This window comes from Streptosporangium sandarakinum, from assembly GCF_013409935.1.
Taxonomy (GTDB): domain Bacteria; phylum Actinomycetota; class Actinomycetes; order Streptosporangiales; family Streptosporangiaceae; genus Streptosporangium; species Streptosporangium nondiastaticum.
This window is the reverse complement of record NZ_JACCCO010000003.1, coordinates 1,039,860-1,063,922: the sequence shown is the minus strand read 5'-3', so window position 1 is coordinate 1,063,922 and position 24,063 is coordinate 1,039,860. Positions and strand designations below refer to the sequence as shown.

At 72.6% G+C, this 24,063-nt stretch carries 23 protein-coding genes; 6 read left to right on the top strand and 17 right to left on the bottom strand.

Translation table 11 applies throughout. The features are described from left to right. Positions 1-64: 64 nt before the first annotated feature. Complete coding sequence (locus HDA43_RS31095; RefSeq protein WP_179827943.1) at positions 65-433, top strand: DUF488 domain-containing protein; 369 nt, start codon at positions 65-67, stop codon at positions 431-433. 195 nt (positions 434-628) lie between these two features. Here HDA43_RS31095 and HDA43_RS31090 read toward each other — a convergent pair whose 3' ends face one another. The 3 genes from HDA43_RS31090 to HDA43_RS31080 form a co-directional block, all read right to left on the bottom strand. Beyond that, a complete protein-coding gene (locus tag HDA43_RS31090; RefSeq protein WP_246424763.1) occupies positions 629-1,630 on the bottom strand; it encodes a zinc-dependent alcohol dehydrogenase family protein in 1,002 nt (333 codons plus the stop codon). A gap of 279 nt (positions 1,631-1,909) precedes the next feature. Beyond that, entirely contained in the window at positions 1,910-3,583 is a 1,674-nt protein-coding gene (locus HDA43_RS31085; RefSeq protein WP_179827942.1) for an FAD-dependent monooxygenase, read from the bottom strand. Positions 3,584-3,978: 395 nt separating this feature from the next. After that, positions 3,979-4,650, bottom strand: coding sequence for a TetR/AcrR family transcriptional regulator (locus HDA43_RS31080; RefSeq protein ID WP_179827940.1), 672 nt, complete (start codon positions 4,648-4,650; stop codon positions 3,979-3,981). A gap of 153 nt (positions 4,651-4,803) precedes the next feature. On the opposite strand from HDA43_RS31080, the gene HDA43_RS31075 reads away from it, so the two are divergent. From HDA43_RS31075 to HDA43_RS31065, 3 genes are all read left to right on the top strand, one after another. Next, on the top strand, positions 4,804-5,298 hold the full coding sequence (locus HDA43_RS31075; protein WP_179827938.1) for a hypothetical protein: 495 nt from the start codon (positions 4,804-4,806) through the stop codon (positions 5,296-5,298). Between the two features lie 79 nt (positions 5,299-5,377). Beyond that, positions 5,378-6,580, top strand: a complete 1,203-nt coding sequence (locus tag HDA43_RS31070) for a sensor histidine kinase (RefSeq protein ID WP_179827937.1) — start codon at positions 5,378-5,380, stop codon at positions 6,578-6,580. Continuing rightward, the gene (locus HDA43_RS31065; RefSeq protein ID WP_312873628.1) at positions 6,577-7,392 is read left to right on the top strand and encodes a response regulator; all 816 of its coding nucleotides are present in this window, start codon (positions 6,577-6,579) and stop codon (positions 7,390-7,392) included. Before HDA43_RS31070 ends, HDA43_RS31065 begins: the two co-directional genes overlap by 4 nt. Positions 7,393-7,520: 128 nt before the next feature. Here the strand turns inward: HDA43_RS31065 and HDA43_RS31060 are convergent, their stop codons facing one another. From HDA43_RS31060 to uvrA, 12 genes are all read right to left on the bottom strand, one after another. After that, on the bottom strand, positions 7,521-7,868 hold the full coding sequence (locus HDA43_RS31060; RefSeq protein WP_179827933.1) for an RNA polymerase-binding protein RbpA: 348 nt from the start codon (positions 7,866-7,868) through the stop codon (positions 7,521-7,523). 101 nt (positions 7,869-7,969) lie between these two features. Continuing rightward, entirely contained in the window at positions 7,970-8,200 is a 231-nt protein-coding gene (secG, locus tag HDA43_RS31055) for a preprotein translocase subunit SecG (RefSeq protein WP_179827931.1), read from the bottom strand. A 133-nt stretch (positions 8,201-8,333) separates the two neighbouring features. Further along, positions 8,334-9,119 (bottom strand): triose-phosphate isomerase, encoded by a 786-nt coding sequence (tpiA, locus tag HDA43_RS31050; protein ID WP_179827929.1) that lies wholly within the window; start codon positions 9,117-9,119, stop codon positions 8,334-8,336. Positions 9,120-9,219: 100 nt separating this feature from the next. Further along, positions 9,220-10,413, bottom strand: coding sequence for a phosphoglycerate kinase (locus HDA43_RS31045; protein ID WP_179827927.1), 1,194 nt, complete (start codon positions 10,411-10,413; stop codon positions 9,220-9,222). Next, positions 10,413-11,417 (bottom strand): type I glyceraldehyde-3-phosphate dehydrogenase, encoded by a 1,005-nt coding sequence (gap, locus tag HDA43_RS31040; protein ID WP_179827924.1) that lies wholly within the window; start codon positions 11,415-11,417, stop codon positions 10,413-10,415. The genes HDA43_RS31045 and gap overlap by 1 nt, the downstream gene beginning before the upstream one ends. 168 nt (positions 11,418-11,585) lie before the next feature. Beyond that, positions 11,586-12,569 (bottom strand): DNA-binding protein WhiA, encoded by a 984-nt coding sequence (gene whiA / locus HDA43_RS31035; RefSeq protein ID WP_179827915.1) that lies wholly within the window; start codon positions 12,567-12,569, stop codon positions 11,586-11,588. Between the two features lie 90 nt (positions 12,570-12,659). Next, positions 12,660-13,595 (bottom strand): gluconeogenesis factor YvcK family protein, encoded by a 936-nt coding sequence (locus tag HDA43_RS31030; RefSeq protein ID WP_179827913.1) that lies wholly within the window; start codon positions 13,593-13,595, stop codon positions 12,660-12,662. Next, positions 13,592-14,566, bottom strand: coding sequence for an RNase adapter RapZ (gene rapZ / locus HDA43_RS31025; RefSeq protein WP_179827911.1), 975 nt, complete (start codon positions 14,564-14,566; stop codon positions 13,592-13,594). Before rapZ ends, HDA43_RS31030 begins: the two co-directional genes overlap by 4 nt. After that, complete coding sequence (gene uvrC, locus HDA43_RS31020) at positions 14,563-16,548, bottom strand: excinuclease ABC subunit UvrC (protein WP_179827909.1); 1,986 nt, start codon at positions 16,546-16,548, stop codon at positions 14,563-14,565. Before uvrC ends, rapZ begins: the two co-directional genes overlap by 4 nt. 106 nt (positions 16,549-16,654) lie before the next feature. Then, on the bottom strand, positions 16,655-17,098 hold the full coding sequence (locus tag HDA43_RS31015) for a Rieske (2Fe-2S) protein (protein ID WP_179827907.1): 444 nt from the start codon (positions 17,096-17,098) through the stop codon (positions 16,655-16,657). A 122-nt stretch (positions 17,099-17,220) separates the two neighbouring features. Then, on the bottom strand, positions 17,221-17,646 hold the full coding sequence (locus HDA43_RS31010) for a Rieske (2Fe-2S) protein (protein WP_179827906.1): 426 nt from the start codon (positions 17,644-17,646) through the stop codon (positions 17,221-17,223). A 197-nt stretch (positions 17,647-17,843) separates the two neighbouring features. Then, a complete protein-coding gene (gene uvrA / locus HDA43_RS31005) occupies positions 17,844-20,684 on the bottom strand; it encodes an excinuclease ABC subunit UvrA (RefSeq protein WP_179827903.1) in 2,841 nt (946 codons plus the stop codon). A 221-nt stretch (positions 20,685-20,905) separates the two neighbouring features. Between uvrA and HDA43_RS31000 the strand changes: the two genes are divergently transcribed. Together HDA43_RS31000 and HDA43_RS30995 are read left to right on the top strand one after the other, a co-directional pair. Next, on the top strand, positions 20,906-21,733 hold the full coding sequence (locus HDA43_RS31000) for a maleylpyruvate isomerase family mycothiol-dependent enzyme (RefSeq protein ID WP_179827901.1): 828 nt from the start codon (positions 20,906-20,908) through the stop codon (positions 21,731-21,733). A gap of 74 nt (positions 21,734-21,807) precedes the next feature. Next, the gene (locus HDA43_RS30995) at positions 21,808-22,449 is read left to right on the top strand and encodes an MBL fold metallo-hydrolase (RefSeq protein WP_179827899.1); all 642 of its coding nucleotides are present in this window, start codon (positions 21,808-21,810) and stop codon (positions 22,447-22,449) included. A 135-nt stretch (positions 22,450-22,584) separates the two neighbouring features. Here HDA43_RS30995 and pssA read toward each other — a convergent pair whose 3' ends face one another. Together pssA and HDA43_RS30985 are read right to left on the bottom strand one after the other, a co-directional pair. Continuing rightward, positions 22,585-23,415 carry a CDP-diacylglycerol--serine O-phosphatidyltransferase gene (pssA, locus tag HDA43_RS30990; RefSeq protein WP_179827897.1) on the bottom strand — a complete coding sequence of 277 codons (831 nt, stop codon included), beginning with the start codon at positions 23,413-23,415 and terminating at the stop codon, positions 22,585-22,587. After that, the gene (locus HDA43_RS30985; protein WP_179827895.1) at positions 23,402-24,049 is read right to left on the bottom strand and encodes a phosphatidylserine decarboxylase; all 648 of its coding nucleotides are present in this window, start codon (positions 24,047-24,049) and stop codon (positions 23,402-23,404) included. The genes pssA and HDA43_RS30985 overlap by 14 nt, the downstream gene beginning before the upstream one ends. Positions 24,050-24,063 lie beyond the last annotated feature (14 nt).

The following is a 24,063-nucleotide window of genomic DNA, read 5'->3' as shown; positions in this document are numbered from 1 at the left end:
TGCCACCCTTTGTCGCGGGCCGGTCCGCCGCTTCCGCGGCACGCCTCCTGGGTAGATCCCGGGGATGGGGGACATCATCGCCAGACGGGTGTACGACGACGGCGGGCAGGTCGAGGGGACGGCTTTCCTGGTGGACGGGATGTGGCCGCGCGGCGTGCGCAAGGAGGACCTGGAGCGGGTCCACTGGGTCCGCGACCTCGCGCCCTCGGCGGAGCTGCGGCGCTGGTTCGGGCACCGCCCGGAGCGGTTCGCGGAGTTCCGCCGCCGCTACCGCGAGGAGCTGGACGGCGAGGCTGACGCCGTCCGCCCGCTGCTGGAGGCCGCGCGCCACGGGCCGGTCACGCTGCTGTACGCGGCCAAGGACACCGAGCACAACAACGCCGTGGTGCTGCGGGAGTATCTGCGCGACCGGCTCGCCGGGCAGGACGGCTGACCCTCCCCGTCGCCTCCGGGGCCCTCAGGCCTCTTCGAGGCCGCCGACGGCATCACCATCGCATGAGCGGTACCGGCCGGAAGCCGGCCACGACGGGCCGGAAACGCGACCGGTACGGTGCGGTCATGCATCGAAGCCGCGTCTACGCCCTTCTGATCGACGCTCCCGAGGCCGAGGCCGCCGACGCGGCGGAGGTCAGTGCGCGACGGTGATCACGATCTTGCCGACCTGGGCGTTCGACTCCAGGTACCGGTGGGCCTCGACGATCTCGCTCAGGTCGAAGGTGCGGTCCACCACGGCCCGGAACGCGCCCGAACGCAGCCCGGAGGTCACGAACGCCGCCGCCCGGCGCAGCCGTTCGGGCCGGCCGGCCGTCTCGATCATGGTGTACGTGCGCATGTTCAGCGCGGGCATGCCGAGTTCGATGCCCGGGTAGGGGGTGGGCTCGCCGCTCAGCGCGCCGTACACCAGGAGCGTGCCGTCGTCGGCCACCACCCTGGCCAGGTCCCGCACGCCGGGGCCGGCGACGGCGTCGAAGACGAACTCGGCGCCCCGGCCGCCGGTCGCCGCCAGCACCCGCTCGGCCACGTCCTCCGATCCGGTGACGATCACCTCCGCCGCGCCCTCCTTCAGCAGCGCCTCCTTCTTGGCGGCGGTGCGGGTGAGGGCGATCGGCGTGGCACCGACGCGGTCGGCGACGTGGATCGCGGCCAGTCCCACACTGCTGGAGGCCGCGTTCAACACGACCGTGTCCCCCGGCCGCATCCCGCCGACCTCCACCAGTGCGCCGTAGGCCGTCAGGTACGGCATCCACACCGCCGCGCCCTCGACGGCGCCGATCCCCTCGGGGCGGTGCAGCACCGACGCCGCGGGCACGATCGCCCGTTCGGCGTAGACCCCGTGGCCGTTCTGCGAGAACCCGGGCACGGTGCTGACCGGCTGCCCGGGCCGGAACCCTTCGACGCCCTCACCGACCGCCTCCACCACGCCCGCGGCCTCGGTGCCCAGCCGGGCGGGGAACCGCTTCACCGGCTCGATGTAGTGGCCGGTGCGGAACAGCACCTCGGCCCGGTTCAGTCCGATCGCGTCCACGCGGATCCGGACCTCGCCCGGACCCGGCTCACCGACCTCCGCGTCCTCCAGCCTCATCACCTCGGGGCCGCCGAGCTCGTGGAACAGCACCGTCTTCGCCATCATGTCGCTCTTCCTCCGCAAGAGATGATGATCGACCCAAGCACGTAAGTACGATAGATGTCAAACTACGATGAACATCGTACTAATGGGCCCCGGCGCGGAACGCGCCCCTCGACGCCCCGGCGTGCCGGCAACCGCGTCCCAACGGGTTCCCGACGCTCCCGGCGGCCCGGCGGCCCGGCGGAACGTCCCCGCCGGGCCCGACGCGCCGTACGGCGGGCATCCCCACGGGGACCTGCCGTACAGCGGGCGGACGGGCGCGCCGTACGGCGGGCGCGGCGGTCAGGCGTCCACGGTCACCGGCGCCCCGAACCACCGGGCCAGGGCGGCACGGAGGGCCTCACGCTCGGCGGAGTCCGGGCGGGGCGACGACGAGGCCCAGGCGACGTAGCAGTCGGGCCGCAGCAGCAGGGCCGTGATCTCGCCGGACCCACCGTCGCCCGGGCCGCCGGAGCCTCGCGAGCCGGCCGAGCCGTCCCGGACACCCGGGGCGTTCGTGGTCGCCGGGTCCAGGAGGCGCGCGGTAATGACCTTGACCCGGTCGTCCCACCCGGCCGCCTCCCCGGCGAGGGACGCGTCCCCGGTCAGGTCCAGCAGCAGCGGCCGGGCGTCCGCGGTCAGCTCGGCGAGCCGTACCGGACCGGCGCCGTCGCCGGTGTCGGTGTCGGTCTCGGTGTCGAGTGACACGTCGGGCGCCCACCGGCCTACCAGGGGGTGGGCGTCGCCCGCGCCCATGTCATAGCGGACGTCCGCCCCGGCCATGGTGCCGGCGATGTGCCGGACGACGTTCCGGTCGCCGAGCAGCTCGGTGAACAGCCGGCGCAGCGCGGTGACCTCCTCGCCCGGGGCGATCAGCGCGGACTGCGCCTGGGTGTGCATGACGACCCGCTCGGCCGCCGGCCGCCGTTCGGCCTCGTAACTGTCCAGCAGGCCGGGCGGGGCCCAGCCGCGGATCTCGGCGGCGAGCTTCCAGCCGAGGTTGACCACATCCTGCAGGCCCAGGTTGAGGCCGGGGCCGCCGATCGCCGAGTGCACGTGCGCCGCGTCGCCGGCCAGCAGCACCCTGCCGTCCCGGAACCGGTCGGCCAGCCGGGTGTTGCCGCCGACCAGGCGGCGCATCAGGTGCGGGCCGGGCCCCGTGTCCGGGCCGAGGGGGAGGTCGGCCCCGAGGACCCGGCGGACGCTCTCCCGCAGCTCCTCCAGGGTCAACGGCGGCCGCCCGTCGTCCTCGGCGGCGCCGGGCTCCCACTCCATGGTGGTCACCAGGGTCGAGCGGCCGGGGAAGGGCGCGAAGACGAACAGCCCGCGCTCGGTGCGGTGGTGCATGAACGGCGGGACGAGCCCGTGGCCGAGCACGTTCAGCCCGCCGGTGGCCGGGTCCACCAGCTCCGGCGGCACGGTGACGGACGCGGTGCGGGAGACCGTGGAGTCCCGTGTCACGCCGGGGAAGCCGATCCCCGCCAGCTTCCGGATCACGCTGCGCCCGCCGTCGGCCCCGACGAGATAGCGGGCCCGCAGCCGGTAGGGGCCGTCGGGCCCGGCGACGTCGGCGACGACCTCCTCGGCGTCCTGCGACAGACCGGTGAGCTCGTGTCCCCGGCGGATCTCGACGCCCAGCTCGACGGCGCGCTCCTCCAGGACCTGCTCGATGCGCAGTTGCGGCGTCCCCAGGACGTAGAGCGGGTTGTCGTCCAGCGTGCTCAGGTCGAGCGGCAGCGCGCCGAACACGAAGGCGGGCACCGGCCGGGGCGGCTCGGAGCCGCCGCCGAGCCGCCCGTACAGGCCCCGGCGGTCGAGCATCCGCACCACCTGGCCGACCAGGCCGTTGGCACGGTTCTCGGTGGTACGTGCGGGCAGCCGCTCCAGGACGATCGGCCGCACTCCGGCCAGGCTCAGCTCACAGGCCAGCATCAGCCCGTTGGGGCCGGCTCCGGCGATGACCACGTCTGCGGACATGGTGGTTCCTCCTCTGTGGGACGGGGGGACTCGGGTCCCGGGGGTCCGGGCTCCGAGCGAAGGGGGCATGAAAGGTACGCTCCGTCACTAATACCTGACGCACGGTGTGCGAAGGCGGCCATGACGGACCACCCAGGCGGCGGGCCGGTGGATGCGCCCGAGTACGGGGCCCGGCGGGATCGGGCCTCCCAGGCCGGATTCTCAGGGGCGGGGCTGAGCCAGGGCCGGTGGATCCGGGTACGGGGCCCGGCGGGGATCGGGCCTCTCAGGCGGAACTCTCGGGGGCCGGCCGATCAGTCCTCTCAGGCGGGACTCTCGGGGGCCGGGCCGATCAGGGCCGGCGGGTCCGGGAGACTCGGAGGATCGACGAGGGCCGGAAGGCGGAAGGACCGTTCTCAGGCCCGGGGACCGGCGGCCTCCTCCCGCTCCGGCACCGGCAGCCCCGCGGCGAGCTGGCCGAGCGCGTCGCGGAGCATCGGCCCGAACGGCACGGGCGGGTCGGCCCGCAGCCAGCGCTCCATGACCAGGCTGACGGCCGCGCCGACCGCGCCGGACACCAGCCGCGGATACAGGTCGCGGACGACGTCGGTGCCGGTGCGCTCGGCGATCGCCGCGGCGAGCTCCGCCTCGGCGGCCGCGTTCGCCTTGAACATCTCGCCCTGCAGCGAGGGCTCGCTGATCATCAGGCTGACGCCGGTGATCCACCGCCGGTCGGGCACCCGTCCCCCGTCGGCCGCGCCACCGGACGTGTCCCCGGGCGAGAACTGGGTCTGCACCGCGTTGCGGATCGCCTCCCACAGCGGCTCGGACTCCGGCCGGGCGCGCAGTTCCTCCGCGATCCGGCGGGCGCGGTCGAGGTGCCGGGCGGCGATCGCCTCACCCTTGCCGGAGAAGTAGTTGTTGAAGGTGCGGGGGGAGACCCCGACCTCGGCGGCGATGTCCTCCACCCGGACGGCGTCCAGCCCGCGCTCGACGACCAGGCGGATGGTCGCCCAGCTCAGCGCGGCACGGGTCTCCTGCTTCTTGCGCTCCCGAAGTCCCGGTCGTTCGGGTTTCCCGGTGTCCATGGGACCACCGTACATATATTTGCGTATCAGGAAAAGATGCGCGATACGAAAGTTTTTCCGGGCGCCGGCGGGATCTCCACCCCGGGGTGGAGATCCCGTATCTCCACCCCGGCGCCGATCCGCCCCGGCGCGCTTCTCCCTACCGTCTTCCCCGTGAACCCGCTCAACCCGACGAACCCGCTGAGCACGGCGGCCGTCATCGTCCTCGTCGTCGCCTTCGTGCTGTACCGCCAGATGATGACCCGGGTCGCCACCCGGACCGGTCTCCTCTGGCTCGCCCTGTTCATGATGGTGGCCGGCGTCGCCTCCGGCGCACTTGCGGATCCCCGTCACCTGCCGCTCAGCCTGCTCCTGCTGGCCGTGGAGGCCGCCTGCGCGGTGGCCTTCGGCGTCCTGCGCGCCTCGACCGTCCGGGTCTGGCGGGACGAGACGGGGGTCCCCTGGTCCAGGGGCACCGGCTGGACCCTGCTGGGCTGGCTGGCCTCGGCCGCCGCACGCGTCGCGCTGTTCGGCGCCGGCCACGCGCTCGGTCTCGCGTCGGCGCCCACGGCCATCCTGTTCTTCATGGGCCTGACCATCGGCGTCCAGTCCCTCCTCGTCGCCCGCCGCGCCCGCGCCCTGCCCCTCGCCGCCCCGGCACGCGCGTGACCGTCCCCGCCGTACGGAGAACCGCGCGGAGAGCGGCCCGGCGCGGCCGTACGGCGGGTCCGCCGGTATCTTCGGGGACATGTCCGGAATCCGGCGGCGAGCCGCGGTCCTGCTGCGGGTCGCGGTGGCCGCGACGTTCGCCGCGTTCGCCGTCGCCCAGGCGATCCGGGACCAGACCGCCGCCCCCGGCCACCGCCTCGCGGTCGCGGCACTGGCGCTGGTCGTCGCCGGGTGCCTGGCCGCCGCTCCCCCGCCGGGTTCGCCCCGGCGGGAGAGTCCCCCGGTCACGGTCCTGGGGATCCCGATCAGGCTCGGCGCCGCCGTGATCGCCTCGATCGGCCTCCTCGCCCTCTCCCCCGACGGCGGCCCGGCCGTCGCGGCCCTGCTCTTCACCGTCGGAGCGGCGGCCTTCCGTCACCCGCCGGACCGGGCGCTGCCGGTGGGGCTGCTCGCGCTGACCGGCCTGCTGCTGATCGGCCTGGCCGGCCACGCCTGGGAGCAGGAGCTGTCCCTGGCCCTCAACGTCTGCGTGATCTTCCTCATCGCCTACGCGGTCCGGCAACGCCGGGCGGCCCGGGCCGCCGAGGCGCGCGAGGCCGTGCTCGCCGAACGGGCGCGGATCGCCAGGGAGATCCACGACGTGCTGGCGCACTCCCTGTCCGCGCAGATCGTGCACCTGGAGGGCGCGCGCCTGCTGCTGCGGGCCGAGCGGCACGCCGAGGCGCTGGAACGGGTGGAGCACGCCGGGAAGCTCGCCAGGTCGGGGCTGGAGGAGGCCCGCAGGGCGGTGTCGGCGCTGCGGGAGGACAGCCCGCCGCTGCCGGTGGCGCTTCAGGCGCTCGCGGAGGAGTTCCGGGCGACGACCGGGCAGGCGTGCCCGCTGACGGTGACCGGTTCCGAGCGGCGGCTGGCGCCCGGAACAGAGCTGGCGGTGGTCCGCACCGCCCAGGAGGCCCTCACCAACGTCGGCCGGCACGCTCCCGGGGCACCGGCCACCGTACGGCTGGCCTTCGGCGACGAGGTCTGCGAGCTGGAGGTGACCAACCCCTCCGGGAACGGTCCGCGGACGCCGGGAGGGGGGTACGGCCTCGTCGGGATGGCCGAGCGGGCCGAACTGCTCGGCGGAGCGCTGGAGGCCGGGGAGACGGACGAGGGATTCCGGGTGCGGCTGAGGCTTCCGGCGGCGGAACGGTCCACGGAGAAGCCTCCGACGGCGGAGCGGTCCGCGGAGAGACTTCCGGTGAAATGGGCCTTCGAGCGGCCGGAGGGGGTGGCGAGGTGACCGGGGGCGGCTCAGAGACGAACGACGCGCCCGTCCGGGTGCTGGTGGTCGATGACCAGACGGTCGTGCGCGAGGGGCTGACGCTGCTGCTGGGGCTGCTGCCCGGCATCGAGGTGGCCGGTTCCGCGGGCGACGGGGAGGCCGCCCTGCGACTGGTCGAGGCCGAGCGGCCGGACGTGGTCCTGATGGACCTGCGGATGCCCCGGATGGACGGCGTCGAGGCCACCGGGCGGATCCGCGCCGCGTACCCGGACGTCCAGGTCGTCGTGCTGACCACCTACTCCGACGACGAGTCGGTGTTCGCCGCGCTGCGGGCCGGGGCCCGGGGTTTCCTCACCAAGAGCGCCGACGCCGAGGAGATCTCCCGGGCCGTCGCCGCCGTGACGCGGGGGGACGCCCAGCTCGACCCGGCCGTCCAGCGCCGCCTCCTGGACGCCATGCCTTCGGCCCCGCCGCCCGTCCCAGCCCGGGGAGGCGCGGAGGACACCCGGCCGGACCCCGGCCGGAGCCGCACCGGCCCGCCGGACCCCGTACAGGACAGCACCGGCCCGCCGGGCCCCGCGCGGCACCACGGCACCGGGACGGCCTCCGCACGGGAGCGCGGCGCCCTGCCCGACGGGCTGACCAGGCGGGAGGGGGAGGTCCTGCGGCTCATCGCCGAGGGCCGCTCCAACGCGGAGATCGCCGCGGCCCTGTTCATCAGCGAGGCCACGGTGAAGACGCACGTCAACAATCTCTTCGCCAAGATCGGGGCGCGCGACCGCGCCCAGGCCGTCGGCTACGCCTACCGCCGCGGCGTGGCCGGGCTCTGAGCCCCGGGCGAGGGCGCGACCACCGCGGCGTGGCCGGGCTCCGAACCCCGGTCGGGCGTACGGCGGGACGCGAGGGGCCCCCGCGGAAACTCTCCGCGGGGGCCCCTCATGTCTGCCGGAGCAGTGGATCAGTACATCGGGCGGGAGGAGGAGCGCAGCCGCTCCAGCGCCTCGGCCAGGATCTGGGCCCCGTCCTTGTCGCTGCGGCGCTCCTTGACGTACGCGAGATGCGTCTTGTACGGCTCGTTGCGCGGCGGCGCGGGCGGGTTGCTCTCGTCCTGGCCGGCCGGGAGGCCGCACCGCGGGCAGTCCCAGAACTCCGGTATGGGGGCGTCGCTGGCGAAGCTGGGACGCGTCTCATGCATGTTCGCGCACCAGAACGGGACCCTTACACGGGGAGCCGCCTCGCCACGCTCCGCCTCTCCCATCGGGCCGGCTCCGACACGGCTGCCACGGATCGCGTTGCCACTACCCACGGATGAACTCCTCGCTCGATGGCCCCCCGCCGCTCCGGGTGGGCGCGGGGGGCTGAACCACTGTCACGCTTGGCTAAAGCCAGGGCGCCTGAAAGCCCGGGTCAGGGCTTGAGAAGAAGGCCCAGCGCGATGATGCAGACGAACCAGACCACACCGGTGATGATGGTGAGCCGGTCAAGGTTGCGCTCGACCACGGAGGACCCTCCGAACGATGACGAGAAGCCGCCACCGAACAGATCCGACAGACCCCCGCCCTTGCCCTTGTGGAGCAGGACGAGCAGGATCATCAGCAAGCTCGCCAGAATGAGGGCGATGGAGATTCCGATTGTCACCGTTGACCTGTTCCCTATTTACGCGCGGCCCGCGTCCGGGCACGACCCTTGTGTGACGCCTGAGGCGTGACGATTCAAACTTGCTCTAAGAGGGTACGACCTCCTGTCAAGTCGTACCCCCCGAACGCCCCGGTCAGCCCGACATTTCACCAAAACGGCAGATTTTCACGAACTCCACCGGGTCGAGGCTGGCACCGCCGACCAGGGCGCCGTCCACGTCGGGCTGCGCCATGATGCCGACGATGTTGTCGGCCTTGACCGATCCTCCGTAAAGGATACGGACGGCGGCGGCCACATCGGCGTCATACAGCTCGGCGAGTCGGGAGCGCAGCGCCCCGCAGACCTCCTGGGCGTCCTGCGGGGTGGCCACCTCGCCGGTGCCGATCGCCCACACCGGCTCGTAGGCCAGCACGATCGACGCGGCCTGCTCGGCGGTGACCTTGCGCAGCGCCCCGTCGAGCTGGGCGACGCTGTGGGCCACCTGGCCGCCGGACCGGCGGACCTCCAGGTTCTCCCCCACGCACAGGATCGGCGTGAGCGAGTGCCGGTAGGCCGCGTGGACCTTGGCGTTGACCACGTCGTCGTCCTCGCGGTGGTACTGCCGCCGCTCGGAGTGCCCGATCACCACGAAGGTGCAGCCGAGCTTGGCGAGCATCGCCCCGGAGACCTCCCCGGTGTACGCGCCGCCGTCGTGCTCGGACAGGTCCTGCGCGCCGTACACCAGGCGCAGCTTGTCACCGTCCACCAGCGTCTGGACGCTGCGCAGGTCGGTGAACGGCGGCAGGACCGCCACCTCGACCCGGTTGAGGTCCTTGTCGTTCAGCGCGAACGCCAGCTTCTGGGTGTGAGCGATGGCCTCCAGGTGGTTGAGGTTCATCTTCCAGTTGCCGGCGATGAGGGGCTTGCGTGCCGTGCTCATCTGTCACCCGCCGTTCCTCGTCCGCTCCGCGGAGCGCTTCTCACATGCCTGGCGTCGGAAGCGGGCGCGCCGGGACGGCGCGCCCGCTCACCGCGTCGGTTCACTCCCCGGCCTCCAGAGCGACGAGCCCGGGCAGGGTCTTGCCCTCAAGGTATTCGAGGCTGGCCCCGCCGCCGGTGGAGATGTGCGAGAACCCGTCCTCGGGGAGTCCGAGCCTGCGCACGGCCGCGGCCGAGTCTCCACCGCCGACGACGGTGAACGCCTCCGATGCGACCAACGCCTCGGCGACCGCGCGGGTTCCCCCGGAGAACGCCTCGAACTCGAAGACGCCCATCGGGCCGTTCCAGAACACCGTCCGCGCGTCGGCCAGCTTCTCCGCGAACAGCTCGCGGGTGCGCGGGCCGATGTCGAGGCCCTGACGGTCGGCCGGGATCGCGGTGGCGTCGACCACCTCGTACTCGGCGTCCTCGGCGAAGTCGACGGCCGCCAGCACGTCGACCGGCAGGACGAGCTCCACGCCGCGCTTGGCCGCCTCGTCGAGGAAACCGCGCACGGTGTCGAGCTGGTCCTCCTGGAGCAGCGAACGCCCCACCTCGCGGCCCTGGGCGGCCAGGAAGGTGTAGGCCATGCCGCCGCCGATGAGGAGCCGGTCGACCTTGGTCAGGAGGTTGCCGATCACGCCGAGCTTGTCGGAGACCTTCGCACCGCCGAGGACCACGACGTACGGCCGGGCCGGCTCCTCGGTCAGCTTCCGCAGGACCTCGACCTCGGCGAGCACGAGCCGGCCCGCCGCGTGCGGCAGCAGCTTCGGCACGTCGTAGACGCTGGCGTGCTTGCGGTGCACCGCGCCGAAGCCGTCGCCGACGTAGAGGTCGGCGAAGGCCGCGAGCCTCTCGGCGAACGCGGCGCGCTCGGCGTCGTCCTTGGACTCCTCGCCCCGCTCGAACCGCAGGTTCTCCAGCAGCGCCACCTGGCCCTCGCCGAGCCCCTCGACGACGGACCGGGCCGAGTCGCCCACCACGTCGGCGGCGAAGGCGACGTCGGCGCCCAGCAGCTCACCGAGGCGCCGGGCCACCGGCGCCAGGGAGTACTTCGAGTTCGGCTCGCCCTTGGGCCGGCCGAGGTGGGCGCAGACCACCACCCGGGCGCCCTTGTCGGTGAGCTCCCGGATCGTCGGGACGGAGGCGCGGATGCGGCCGTCGTCGGTGATGACGTCCCCGTCCAGGGGAACGTTGAGGTCGGCGCGCACCAGGACGCGCCGGCCCTTCACGTCGAATGCGGAGAGGTCCTTCATCAGAGGGCTCGGCCGACCTTCTCGACGAGGTCGACGAGACGGTTGGAGTAGCCCCACTCGTTGTCGTACCAGCCGACGACCTTGACCTGGTTGCCGATCACCTTGGTCAGGCCGGCGTCGAAGATGCACGACGCCGGGTCGGTGACGATGTCGCTGGAGACGATCGGGTCCTCGGTGTAGGTCAGGTAGCCCTTGAGCGGGCCCTCCGCGGCGGCCTTGAGGGCGGCGTTGACCTCCTCGACGGTGGTCTCGCGGCCGACCTCGACGGTCAGGTCGGTGGCCGAGCCGGTGGGCACCGGCACGCGCAGCGCGTAGCCGTCGAGCTTGCCCTTCAGCTCGGGCAGCACCAGGCCGATGGCCTTCGCGGCGCCGGTGGAGGTCGGCACGACGTTCAGCGCGGCGGCGCGGGCGCGGCGCAGGTCCTTGTGCGGGCCGTCCTGCAGGTTCTGGTCCTGCGTGTAGGCGTGGATGGTGGTCATCAGACCCTTCTCGATGCCGAAGGTGTCGTTGATGACCTTGGCCATCGGGGCCAGGCAGTTGGTCGTGCAGGAGGCGTTGGAGATGATCGTGTGCTTGGCCGGGTCGTAGAGGTCGTCGTTGACGCCCATCACGACCGTGACGTCCTCGTTCTTGGCCGGAGCCGAGATGATGACCTTCTTGGCGCCGTTGTCGGCGTGCACCCGGGCCTTGTTGGCGTCGGTGAACAGGCCGGTGGACTCGATGACGACGTCCACGCCCAGGTCGCCCCAGGGGAGCTTGGCCGGGTCGCGCTCGGCGAAGACCTTGATGGCCTTGCCGTCCACGATGATCTCGTCGGCGGTGCTCTTCACCTCGTACGGCAGGCGGCCGAGGATGCTGTCGTACTTGAGCAGGTGGGCGAGCGTGGCGTTGTCGGTCAGGTCGTTGACCGCAACGATCTCGATGTCCTTGCCGCTGGCAGCGACCGCACGCCAGAAGTTGCGGCCGATGCGGCCGAATCCGTTGACGCCTACGCGGATGCTCACGGTACCGATCTCCTCGTACGTCGGTGCGCCGGCCCCGGGGGACCGACGGCTTGTGGCGGGCTGAAAACCTCACCACGAACCCTATAGGACCCAAATTGGTTTAGACCACTGGTGGGGTGGGGTGTGTTCGGCATGCCCGGTGACCTGCCGCGACGCCCCGGGCGACGCTCAGGGCGCGAGCATGTCGACGGTGAGGTTGGCCTCGGTGTTGGGGATGCCGATGTCCTGGGCACGCTTGTCGGCCATGGCGAGCAGGCGGCGGATGCGCCCGGCGATGGCGTCCTTGGTCAGCGGCGGGTCGGCGAGCTGGCCCAGCTCCTCCAGGGACGCCTGCTTGTGCTCCACCCGCAGCCGCCCGGCCACCACCAGGTGCTCGGGGGCCTCCTCGCCGAGGATCTCCAGGGCCCGCTGGACCCGGGCGCCGGCCGCGACCGCGGCGCGGGCCGAGCGACGCAGGTTGGCGTCGTCGAAGTTGGCCAGGCGGTTGGCCGTCGCCCGCACCTCGCGGCGCATCCGGCGGTCCTCCCACAGCAGCACGCTGTCGTGGGCGCCCAGCCGGGTCAGCAGGGCGCTGATCGCGTCGCCGTCGCGGACCACCACCCGGTCGACGCCGCGCACCTCGCGCGCCTTGGCGTGGATCTTCAACCGGCGGGCGGAGCCGACCAGCGCGAGCGCCGCCTCCGGCCCGGGGCAGGTGACCTCCAGCGACATGGAGCGGCCCGGCTCGGTGAGGGAGCCGTGCGCCAGGAACGCCCCGCGCCAGGCTGCCTCGGCGTCGCACGTCGCCCCCGCCACCACCTGCCGGGGCAGGCCGCGGACCGGGCGGCCGTGGTTGTCGATCAAACCGGTCTGGCGGGCCAGCGCCTCACCGTCGCGGTACACCCGCACCACGTAGCGGGCGCCCTTGCGCAGTCCCGCGGGGGCGAGGACGAGCACCTCGGCCCGGTGCCCGAACACCTCGGCGATGTCCTTGATGAGCCGCCGCGCCGTGACGTTGGTGTCCAGCTCGGCCTCGATCACGATCCGCCCGCCGACCAGGTGCAGGCCGCTCGCGAAGCGAAGGAGCGTCGACACCTCGGCCTTGCGGCAGCACGGCTTCAGGACCGGTAGCCGGCTCAGCTCGTCCTTCACCACTCCTGTCATCGCCGCCATATCGTTCGTCCTCCCCCATCAGACCTCGTGCGGCCCGGAACGACCGGGCACACAGAAGTTTCTCGCACTCACGGGCACCGCTGACCAGGATCAACGCTTCCCACGGAAAATCTCGTCCAGGACGGAGGCAAGACGTTGCGCATCGTGCCGCGGGGAACCGTCGGGGGACGCGACGTCCGCCAGCACCAGCCGCCCGCCGAGCACGGCCGCGGCCTTCTCCAGCTCCTCGCGATCGTCGGCCACCCCGGCGTCGGCGAGCACCACGTCGGTCTCCAGGGCCGGAGCGTGCTGGCGGAGCACCTCCAGGTGCTTCTGGGGGGAGAACCCGTCCGTCTCGCCGGGCTGCGGGGCGAGGTTCAGCGCGACCAGGCGGCGCGCCCGGGTGGTGTGCAGCGCCTCGGCCAGCTCGGGCACCTTCAGGTGGGGCAGCACGCTGGTGAACCACGACCCGGGGCCGAAGACCACCCAGTCGGCGTCCAGGACCGCCTGGACCGCCTCGGGGCTGGCCGGAGGGTCGGCCGGGACCAGCGAGACGGCCCGGACCCGGCCGGGGGTGAGGGCGCAGGCCACCTGCCCGCGCACGGTGCTCACCACGCCGTCCAGCTCGACCTCCGCGACGATGTCGAGCGGCACCGACGACATCGGCAGCACCCGGCCGTGCGCGCCGAGCAGCCGCCCGACCCAGTCGAGGCCGGCGACCGTGTCGCCGAGCCGCTCCCACAGCGCCACGATCAGCAGGTTGCCGAGCGCGTGCCCGTGCAGCTCGCCCTCACTGCGGAAACGGTGCTGGACGACCTCGCTCCAGGTACGGCCCCACTCGTCGTCGCCGCACAGGGCGGCCAGCGCCATCCGCAGGTCGCCCGGGGGCAGCACGCCCAGTTCGCGGCGGAGCCGCCCGCTCGACCCGCCGTCGTCGGCCACCGTGACCACGGCCGTGAGCCCGGAGGTGACCCGGCGCAGCGCCGACAGCGAGGCGTACAGCCCGTGGCCGCCGCCCAGCGCGACGACCTTGAGATCCTCGATCACTCCCGGCCCACATCCCGGTGGCTCACCTGAACGTCCAGGCCGCCGCGGTCACGCAGCCGCGCCCCGATCTGCTCGGCCATGGCGACGCTGCGGTGCTTGCCGCCGGTGCAGCCCACCGCGAGCGTGGCGTAGCCCTTGCCCTCGCGGGTGTAGCCGGCCGCGATGATGCCGACCACCTCCTCGTAGGCGTCGAGCAGTTCCTTGGCGCCCGGCTGGCCGAGGACGTAGTCGCGCACCGCCGGGTCCAGGCCGTTCATCGGGCGCAGCTCGGGCACCCAGTGCGGGTTGGGCAGGAACCGGCAGTCGACGACCAGGTCGGCGTCGACCGGCAGGCCGTACTTGTAGCCGAAGGAGACGACGTTGACCCGCAGTCCCGGGCGGTCCTCGCCGCCGAAGAAGGCGACGATCTTGCCGCGCAGCTCGTGGACGTTGAGGTTGGAGGTGTCGATGACCAGGTCGGCGTTGGCCCGCACCTCCCGCAGGATGCCCCGCTCGCGGGCGATCCCGTCGACCAGCCGGCCGTCCCCCTGCAGGGGGTGCGGGCGGCGGACGTTCTCGAACCTGCGCACCAGTTCCTCGTCGCTGGCCTCCAGGAACACCACCCGTACGGCGACGCCCCGCCCGTCGAGCTCCCCGATCGCGGCGTTGAGGTCGGTGGTGAAGGCCAGACTGCGCACGTCGACCACGGCCGCCACCTTGTCGGCGGCCAGCTTGACCCGGCCGGCCTCCTCCGCCATGGCGAACAGCAGCCCGGGCGGCAGGTTGTCGATGACGAACCAGCCCAGGTCCTCCAGGGCCTTGGCGGCGGTGCTCCGTCCCGCCCCGGACATGCCGGTGACGATGACGAACGCGGTCTGGCCGCCGTCGGCCCGCCGCTGGTCCGGCCGTCCGCCGGTCGCGCCCGGCGCCTCACCCGCGCCGCGGTCGCCGCCCGCGGTCGGCTCGTCGTTCGGGGCCTGTTCCTCACTCATGAGCTCTCATCCTTCAACGCCGACACGATCGTCTCGGCCGTGGCGGGGCCGATCCCGGGAACCTCGCAGATCTGGGCGGCGGTCGCCTCCCGCAGCCGCTTCACCGATCCGAAGTGCTTGATCAGGGCCTGCCTGCGGGCCGGCCCGAGCCCCGGCACCCCGTCCAGGGCGCTTTCCCTGACGCTCCTGGACCGCTTGGAACGATGGTAGGTGATGGCGAAGCGGTGGGCCTCGTCGCGCACCCGCTGCAGCAGGTAAAGGGCCTCGCTCGCCCGGGGGAGGATCACCGGCAGCTCCTCGTCCGGGAGCCAGACCTCCTCCAGCCGCTTGGCCAGGCCGCAGACCGCCACGTCGTCCACGCCCAGCTCGTCCAGCGCGCGCCGGGCGGCGGCGGCCTGCGCCGGGCCGCCGTCCACGACGACGAGGTTGGGCGGGTAGGCGAACTTGCGCGGCCTGCCGGTCTCGAGGTCGATGCCCGGCCCGGCGCCCGCCCCGGGATCGATCCCCGGCCCGGCGCCCGCCTCGGGATCGGCATCCGGCTCGGCGCCCATCTCGACGTCGAGCTCCCCGGTGGCCGAGCGCTCCTCCAGGTACCGCTTGAACCGCCGCGAGATCACCTCGTGGATCGAGGCGACGTCTCCCCCGGTGGTGCGGACGGAGAACCTGCGGTACTCGCTCTTGCGGGCCAGGCCGTCCTCGAATACCACCATGGAGGCCACCACGTCCGTGCCCTGCATGTGGGAGACGTCGTAGCACTCGATGCGCAGCGGCGCCTGGTCGAGGCCGAGGGCGTCGGCGACCTCCTGCAGCGCCCTGCTGCGCGACGTCAGGTCGCTGGCCCGCTTGAGCTTGTGCTGCCGGAGCGCCTCCGCCGCGTTGCGCTCGACGGTCGTCAGCAGGTCCCTCTTGTCGCCGCGCTGCGGGACGCGGATCTCCACCCGGCCCCCGCGGTGCTCGCCGAGCAGCTCGGCGATCGCGTCGGCGTCCGACGGCAGGGTCGGCACCAGCACCTCCCGGGGGACCGCCTCGGCGGCCGCGTCGCCGTAGATCTGCAGCAGGAACCGCTCGACCAGCTCGCCGGGGCCGGTCTCCTCGACCTTGTCCACCACCCAGCCGCGCTGGCCCCTGATACGGCCACCGCGGACGTAGAAGACCTGGACGGCCGCCTCCAGCGGGTCCTCGGCCAGCGCGACCACGTCGCAGTCGGTGTTGTCTCCCAGCACGACGGCCTGCTTCTCCATGGCCCGCCGCAGGGCCTGGATGTCGTCGCGCAGCCGGGCGGCCCGTTCGTACTCCTGCTCGGCGGCGGCCCGGGCCATCTCGCGCTCCAGCCGTCTGACGAACCGGCCGGTGTTGCCCGCCATGAAGTCGCAGAAGTCCTCGGCCAGGGTCCGGTGGTCCTCGGGGCTGATCCGGCCCACGCAGGGCGCCGAGCACTTGTCGATGTAACCCAGCAGGCAGGGCCGGCCGACCTGCCCGGCCCGCCGGAACACCCCCGTCGAGCAGCTCCGGATCGGGAACACCCGCAGCAGCAGGTCGACCGTCTCCCGGATCGCCCAGGCGTGGGAGTAGGGGCCGAAGTAGCGGGTGCCCTTGCGCTTGGCCCCCCGCAGGACCTGCACGCGGGGGAACTCCTCCCCCATGGTGACCGCGAGGTAGGGGTAGGACTTGTCATCGCGGTACTTGACGTTGAACCGCGGGTCGTACTCCTTGATCCAGGAGTATTCGAGCTGGAGCGCCTCCACCTCGGTGCCGACGACCGTCCAGTCGACGCCGGCGGCCGTGGTGAGCATGGTCTGGGTGCGCGGGTGCAGCCCGGCGAAGTCGGCGAAGTAGGAGTTCAGCCGCTGACGGAGGTTCTTGGCCTTGCCGACGTAGATCACCCGGTCGCCGGGGTCCCTGAACCGGTAGACGCCGGGGGACTCGGGGATCGACCCCGGACTCGGCCGGAAGCTCGCCGGACCGCCTGCAGATCTCGCCACACCAAGAGCCTATCGGCCCGCACCGACAGGTTTCCTTCCCGCGAGCCCTCCCGGGCCGGGGCTCCCGCGACCCGGCCCGGAAGTCCCGGTGAAGACCGTCGGGGTCTCAGCCGAGGACGATGGAGTCGCCCTCGACCTTCATCTCCTTGGCCTCCAGGGGCCGCGTGGCCGGTCCCCGGGTCACGGCCCCGTCGGCGATGGCGAACTTGCTGCCGTGGCACGGGCAGTTGATCGTGCCGTCGGAGACGCTCTGCACCTGGCACCCCCGGTGGGTGCAGACGGAGCTGAACGCCTTGAAGTCCCCGGCCGCGGGCTGGGTGACCACGACCTTGCGGTCCGGGAAGACGGCGCCGCCGCCCACGGGGATGTCGGCGGTCTTGGCCAGCGCCCCCTGCCCCTGCTGCGCGCCGGTGCCGGCGGACCCGCCGGCCGTCTGGTCGCCGGTCACGGTGGCCGTCTGGTCGCCGTCCCCGCCGCAGGCGGTCAGCACCGCCGCCACGCCGGCGCCCCCGGCTCCCAGCAGCACCGCACGGCGTGTCGCGTCCGTCATCGTCACTCTCCCCAGATCGTCGTCAGGTGCGAACCCCCCGATGTGGATCAGCATGCCGTACCCGGTGTCAAAAATCTGTGAAGCTTCAACTTCTGCCGTGCTCCATATCGGGGCGCGGCGGGTCAGACGAGGACGATGCCACTGCCCTCGACCTTCAGCGGGAACTCGGCGAGGGGGGCCTCCGCCGGGCCCCGGAGGAGCTTGCCGGAGTCGGCGGCGAACTGGCTGCCGTGGCAGGGGCAGTTGATCTTGCCGTCCGCGACGCCGCCGACCGCGCAGCCCCGGTGCGGGCAACTGGCGCTGAACGCCTTGAACACCCCGGAGGAGGGCTGGGTGATCAGGATCTTCCACTGGGAGATGACGAGGCCGCCGCCCACGGGGACGTCGGAGGTCTGCGCGACCACCTTCCCCTTGACGCCGGGCGGCACGATCGCCGGGCCGGGATCCTCCGCGGCGCATCCGGCGAGCGCCGCCCCGCAGGCCACGACGGCGGTGGCGCCGATGACGTGCCTGCGCGTGGGCATGGCGGAACCTTCACTGCTGCTCATTGCGGCCCTTCCTCGTCTTCCCCGTGCCGGAGGCGGCGACCCGTTCAGGGGGCGGTCCTCGCCACCGGCTCACACCATCGGCCTGTGCCGCCGGTCCGTGCCGCCGGCCACGGCCGCCGGTCCGCGCACGCGGGCCGCGCCGGACCGGACTGTCGCACCAAGGGTATTGGCGCCGCGGCCCGGTCCGGCATCCGGCCTCAGGTGCCGAGGATCTTGCGCAGGAAGCGGCCGGTGTGGCTGTCGTCCACCAGCGCGACCTCCTCGGGGGTGCCGGTGGCGACCACGGTGCCGCCCCGTGAGCCGCCCTCGGGGCCCATGTCGATCACCCAGTCGGCGGTCTTGATGACGTCGAGGTTGTGCTCGATGACGATGACCGTGTTGCCGCCGTCGACGAGCTTGCCGAGCACGCCCAGCAGCCGCCGGATGTCCTCGAAGTGCAGACCGGTGGTCGGCTCGTCCAGCACGTAGACCGTCCGGCCGGTGGAGCGGCGCTGCAGCTCCGAGGCGAGCTTCACGCGCTGCGCCTCTCCCCCGGACAGGGTCGTGGCCGGCTGGCCGAGCCGGACGTAGCCCAGGCCGACGTCGTTGAGCGTCTTGAGGTACCGCTTGATCGAGGGGATGGAGTCGAAGAACTCCAGCGCCTCCTCGATGGGCATGTCGAGCACCTCGGAGATGGTCTTGCCCTTGTAGTGGACCTCCAGGGTCTCCCGGTTGTACCGCGCGCCGTGGCAGACCTCGCACGGCACGTAGACGTCCGGCAGGAAGTTCATCTCGATCTTGATGGTGCCGTCGCCCGAGCACGCCTCGCAGCGGCCGCCCTTGACGTTGAAGCTGAACCGGCCCTTCTGGTACCCCCGGATCTTCGCCTCGGTGGTCTGCGCGAACAGGTCGCGCACCTTGTCGAAGACGCCGGTGTAGGTCGCCGGGTTGGACCGCGGGGTGCGGCCGATGGGCGACTGGTCGACGTGCACCACCTTGTCGACGAGGTCCATCCCGTTGATCCGCGAGTGGCGGCCGGGGACGGTGCGCGCGCCGTTGAGCTCCTTGGCCAGGGCGTTGTAGAGGATGTCGTTGACCATCGTCGACTTGCCGGAGCCGGAGACGCCGGTGACGGCGGTGAACACGCCCAGCGGGAACTCCACGTCCACGCCCTTGAGGTTGTGCTCGCGGGCGCCCTTCACGGTGAGCTGGCGCTTCCTGTCGCGCTTGCGGCGCGCCGCCGGAACCGTGATGGTCTTGCGGCCGGACAGGTAGGCACCGGTCAGCGACCCCTCGCTGGCCAGCAGCTCCGGCACCGGACCGGAGACGACGACCTGGCCGCCGTGCTCGCCGGCGCCGGGGCCGATGTCCACCACCCAGTCCGCGGCGGCGATGGTGTCCTCGTCGTGCTCGACCACGATGAGGGTGTTGCCCATGTCCCGGAGCCGGATCAGGGTCTCCAGCAGCCGCTGGTTGTCGCGCTGGTGCAGCCCGATGGACGGCTCGTCCAGCACGTACAGCACGCCGACCAGGCCGGAGCCGATCTGGGTGGCCAGGCGGATGCGCTGGGCCTCGCCGCCGGCGAGGGTGCCGGCCGCGCGGTCCATGGTGAGGTAGTCGAGGCCCACGTCGAGCAGGAAGCCCATCCGGGCGTTGATCTCCTTGACCACCCGCTCGGCGATCTGCATGTCGCGCTCGGACAGCTCCAGGCCGGCCAGGAACGCCGCGCAGTCGGCGATCGACATGGCCGACACCTCGGCGATCGAGCGGTCGTTCACCGTGACGGCCAGCGAGACGGGCTTGAGCCGGGCGCCCTTGCACGCGGGGCAGGGGATCTCCCGCATGTAGCCCTCGAACTTCTCCCGCATGCCGTCGCTCTCGGCCTCGGCGTGGCGGCGCTGCACCCAGGAGATCGCGCCCTCGAAGGTGGTGTAGTAGGAGCGCTCGCGGCCGTAGCGGTTGCGGTAGCGGACGTGGACCTGCTCGTCGTGGCCGTGCAGCAGCGCCTTCTGCGCCTTGCGCGGGAGCCGCTCCCAGGGGGTGTCGAGCTTGAAGCCCATCGCCAGGCCGAGCGCCTCCACCAGGCGGACGAAGTAGTCGCTGGTGTGCCCGCCGGCCCAGGGCGAGATCGCGCCCTCGGCCAGGGTCCTCTCCGGGTCGGGCACGACGAGGTCGGGGTCGACCTCCATCCGCACCCCGAGGCCGGTGCACTCCGGGCAGGCGCCGAAGGGCGAGTTGAAGGAGAACGAGCGGGGCTCCAGCTCCTCGAACGAAAGGTCGTCGTAGGGGCAGTAGAGGTGCTCGGAGTAGAAGCGCTCGCGGTTCGGGTCGTCCTCGGGGAGGTCGACGAACTCCAGCGTGATGGTGCCGCCCGACAGCTGCAGGGCCGTCTCGACCGAGCCGGTGAGGCGGCTGCGCGCGCTCTCCTTCACCGCGAGCCGGTCGACGATCACCTCGATGTCGTGCTTCTCCTGCTTCTTCAGCGTCGGCGGCTCGTCCAGCCGGACGACCGTGCCGTCGACCCTGGCCCGGGCGAAGCCCTTGGCCTGGAGCTGGCTGAACAGCTCGGCGTACTCGCCCTTGCGGCCGCGGACGACCGGGGCCAGCACCTGGAAGCGGGTGCCCTCGGGCAGCTCCATCACCCGGTCGACGATCTGCTCGGGGCTCTGCCTGGCGATGGGGCGCCCGCAGCTCGGGCAGTGCGGCTTGCCCACCCGCGCCCACAGCAGCCGCAGGTAGTCGTAGACCTCGGTGATGGTGCCGACCGTCGAGCGGGGGTTGCGGCTCGTCGACTTCTGGTCGATCGACACCGCGGGCGACAGGCCCTCGATGAAGTCGACGTCGGGCTTGTCCATCTGCCCGAGGAACTGGCGGGCGTAGGCCGACAGCGATTCGACATAGCGACGCTGACCCTCGGCGAAGATGGTGTCGAAGGCCAGGCTGGACTTGCCCGATCCGGACAGTCCGGTGAAGACGATCAGAGAGTCTCGCGGCAGGTCCAGCGAGACGTCCTTGAGGTTGTGTTCACGTGCGCCACGCACGATGAGGCGGTCAGCCACAGTAGTCCCGACGTCGATGTGGAAGGTTGAGAAGCGGTCGCGGGAAGACTAGCGACGGGGTCCGACAATTTCGCGGAGCGTCGTGCGGGGGATCAGGTCTCCCGTCCGCTTCAAGGTTACGGCCTTCCGCGCGTGCCGCGGGGCCGCCTGATGTCCAACCACGAAGACACGATCGTTTATGCCCTGGCCCGGCGGCCCGCCCAGGTGATGGAGTGTGGGGCATGAACGTCATAGACAGGCTCCTGGCCGAGCTGGACGGCTCCATGGGGCGGCTGCTCTCCACCGTCGCCGGGCTGCCCGACGACGACGTCGCGGAGCCCTCCCGCCTGCCCGGCTGGAGCCGGGGACACGTGCTCGCCCACATATCGCGCAACGCCGACAGCCACGTCAACCTGCTGACCTGGGCCAGGACCGGCGTCGAGACGCCGCAGTACCCCGACGCCGAGACGCGCGAGGCCGGGATCCGGGCGGGGGCCGCGCGGCCCGTCAAGGAGCAGCTGGCCGACCTGGAGGACAGCGCCGCACGGCTGGCGGAGGCGGTGCGGGCCATGCCCGCCGACGGGTGGCGGGCGACGGTCGGCGGCATGCGCGGGACCGGCCACCCCGCCTGGTACGTCCTCGTCCGGCGGCTGCGGGAGGTCGAGATCCACCACGTGGACCTGGGCGCCGGCTACCGGTGCGCCGACTGGCCGGAGGCGTTCGTCCGCCGGGAGCTGTACGACGCGATGGTGTCGTGGCCGCACGGGCACGGCACGGTCAGCGAGATCGTGGTGGAGGAGGTCAAGGACGGCGACAAGCACCGCCAGGTCTGGCGGGGGCTGGGCTCGGGGCCGGTCGTCCAGGGCGACGCCTGGAGCCTGCTGGGATGGTTGACCGGGCGCGCCTCGGGAACGGGCCTGAGGATAATGCCGGAGGGGACCGCGGGGAACCGGCCCGCCTCGGCGGACGTCGGGCCGCTGCCCGCGCCGCCACCCTGGCTGACCCTGCCCGCGCCCCCGAACCTGCCCGACGCCCCGCCCGAGGAGTACCCGCCGACGACCCCCTCCTGAAAGACGGGGCGCGGAGACGCGCCGGGTTTCCTCCCGGCCCCGAAGGACCGGGTTTCCCACCCTGGAGGTAACTGATGACCTATACCGGTGACGTGCGGGTCGGCGGTCCCGCCGACGTCCGCGAGCTGAGCGCCCTGACGATCTCCAAACTGGCCGTCGGGCCGTACGACAACAACGCGTATCTGGTGCGTTGCAACGAGACCGGCGACGGCGTGCTCATCGACGCCGCCGCGGACGCCGACCGGCTGCTGGCGCTCATCGGCGACCGGCCGATCAGCAAGATCGTGACCACCCACCGGCATCACGACCACTGGCAGGCGCTGGAGCGGGTGGCCGGGGTGACGGGGGCGGCGGTGGTCGCCCACCCGCTCGACGCGCCGGAACTGCCGGTTCCGGTGGAGCAGGAGGTGGAGCACGGCGACGGCGTCACCGTCGGCGTGGTGTCCCTGGAGGTGATCCACCTGCGCGGCCACACGCCCGGCTCGATCGCGCTGCACTACCCCGGGCACCTGTTCACCGGCGACTCGCTGTTCCCCGGCGGCGTCGGCAACACCGAGAAGGATCCGAAGCGGTTCGAGCAGCTCTTCACGGACGTGTCGGAGCGGATCTTCAACCGGCTGCCCGACGACACCTGGGTCTACCCGGGCCACGGCAAGGACACCACGCTGGGCGCCGAGCGCCCGTCCCTGCCGGAGTGGCGGGCCCGCGGCTGGTGAGCCTCCGGCGGGTCCGCGCGCCGTACGGCCGGCGCCCGGACCCGCCGCGCGGGACCGTCGCGCACCGTCCGTGAACGGCCGCGCGGGCGCACGGCCCGCCGGGCGGGAGCCCGCGGGGAGCCGTGCGCCCGGCCGTCAGCCGACGCGCTCGGCTTCCTTGCGCTCCTTGCGCTTGGCCCGCTTGAACATCAGCACGCGCAGCGGGATGGCGGCCACGATGGCGATCTGCATGACGGCCCCGACCTTGATCAGCGAATCGCCCCCGGACAGCCCGGCGGCCCATATGGTCAGGCAGGCGACGTTGATCATCATCCAGGCCAGCACGACGGCCGCCAGGTTGCCCTTGGGCTTGGGGTACTCGATCCGGCTGACCATGAGGTAGGCCACGCCCAGGATGGGCACCACCGCCAGCTTCGACGGCGGGAACAGAAGGACGATCGACACCACCGTCATCGCGCCCATGGGGATGGGCAGACCCATGAAGTCGCCGCTCTTGGTCTTGACGCAGGCGAACCTGGCGAGCCGGATGACGCCGGCCAGCAGCACCGACGCCGCGGCCACCATCACCAGCGGGAACGGGGTGGCGGGATTGAAACCCGCCCAGATGACGACCATGAACGCCGGGGCGAAGCCGAAGCTGATGACGTCGGCGAGGTTGTCCAGCTCCGCGCCCATGGCCGAGGCGCGGAACTTGCGGGCCACCAGGCCGTCGAACAGGTCACAGGTGGCGCCGATCAGCAGCAGCACGACGGCGGTGCCGAAGAACCGGGGGTCGGCCTCGAACGGCTTGCCCTCCTGCAGCGCGCGGATGGCCGACCAGGCCAGCACGCACACGGCCAGGAAGCCGCACAGCGCGTTGCCGAGCGACAGGGAGTCGGCGGCCGAGAGCCGGAACGCCTTGCCGACGGGGCCGCGCGGCTCGTCGTCCGTCTCGTCGAGCGGCCAGCCGGCGTCAGCCGTGGTCAAGACCGGTCACCCCCGCGACGGTCTTCTGTCCGACCGACACGGCGGGGGCGATCCCCTCGGGCAGGTAGACGTCCACCCGCGAGCCCAGCCGGATGAGGCCGATCCGCTCGCCCCGCACGACCTTGGCGCCCGCCGCCAGGTAGGGCACGATGCGCCGGGCGACGGCACCGGCGATCTGGACCAGCTCGATGTCGCCGAGTTCGGTGTCCAGGTGCCACACGACGCGCTCGTTGGAGTCACTGTCCTTGTTGAAAGCGGGCAGGAACCCGCCGGGGACGTGCTCGACGGAGGTGACCGTGCCGGCCAGCGGCGCGCGGTTGACGTGCACGTTGAGCGGGCTCATGAAGATGGCCACCCGCGTGCGGCCGTCGGGCCACGGGTCGATGCTCTGCACCACGCCGTCCGCGGGGGACAGGACGCGCGCTGTGCCCGGCACGCGGTCGGGGTCGCGGAAGAACCAGAGCATCCCGCCGGTGAGCGCGGTCAGCGGGAGGGCCGCCAGGGCCCAGCGCCGGTCACGGCGGCTGAGCAGCGAGGTCGCCGTGGCGGCGGCCACGGTCGGGAGAAGCCACGGGGAAACGCCACGAGCCAGTCTGATCCGGCCGGGCTGAGGGCTTGCTGAATCGTGGGACACGGGGAACCTTTGTG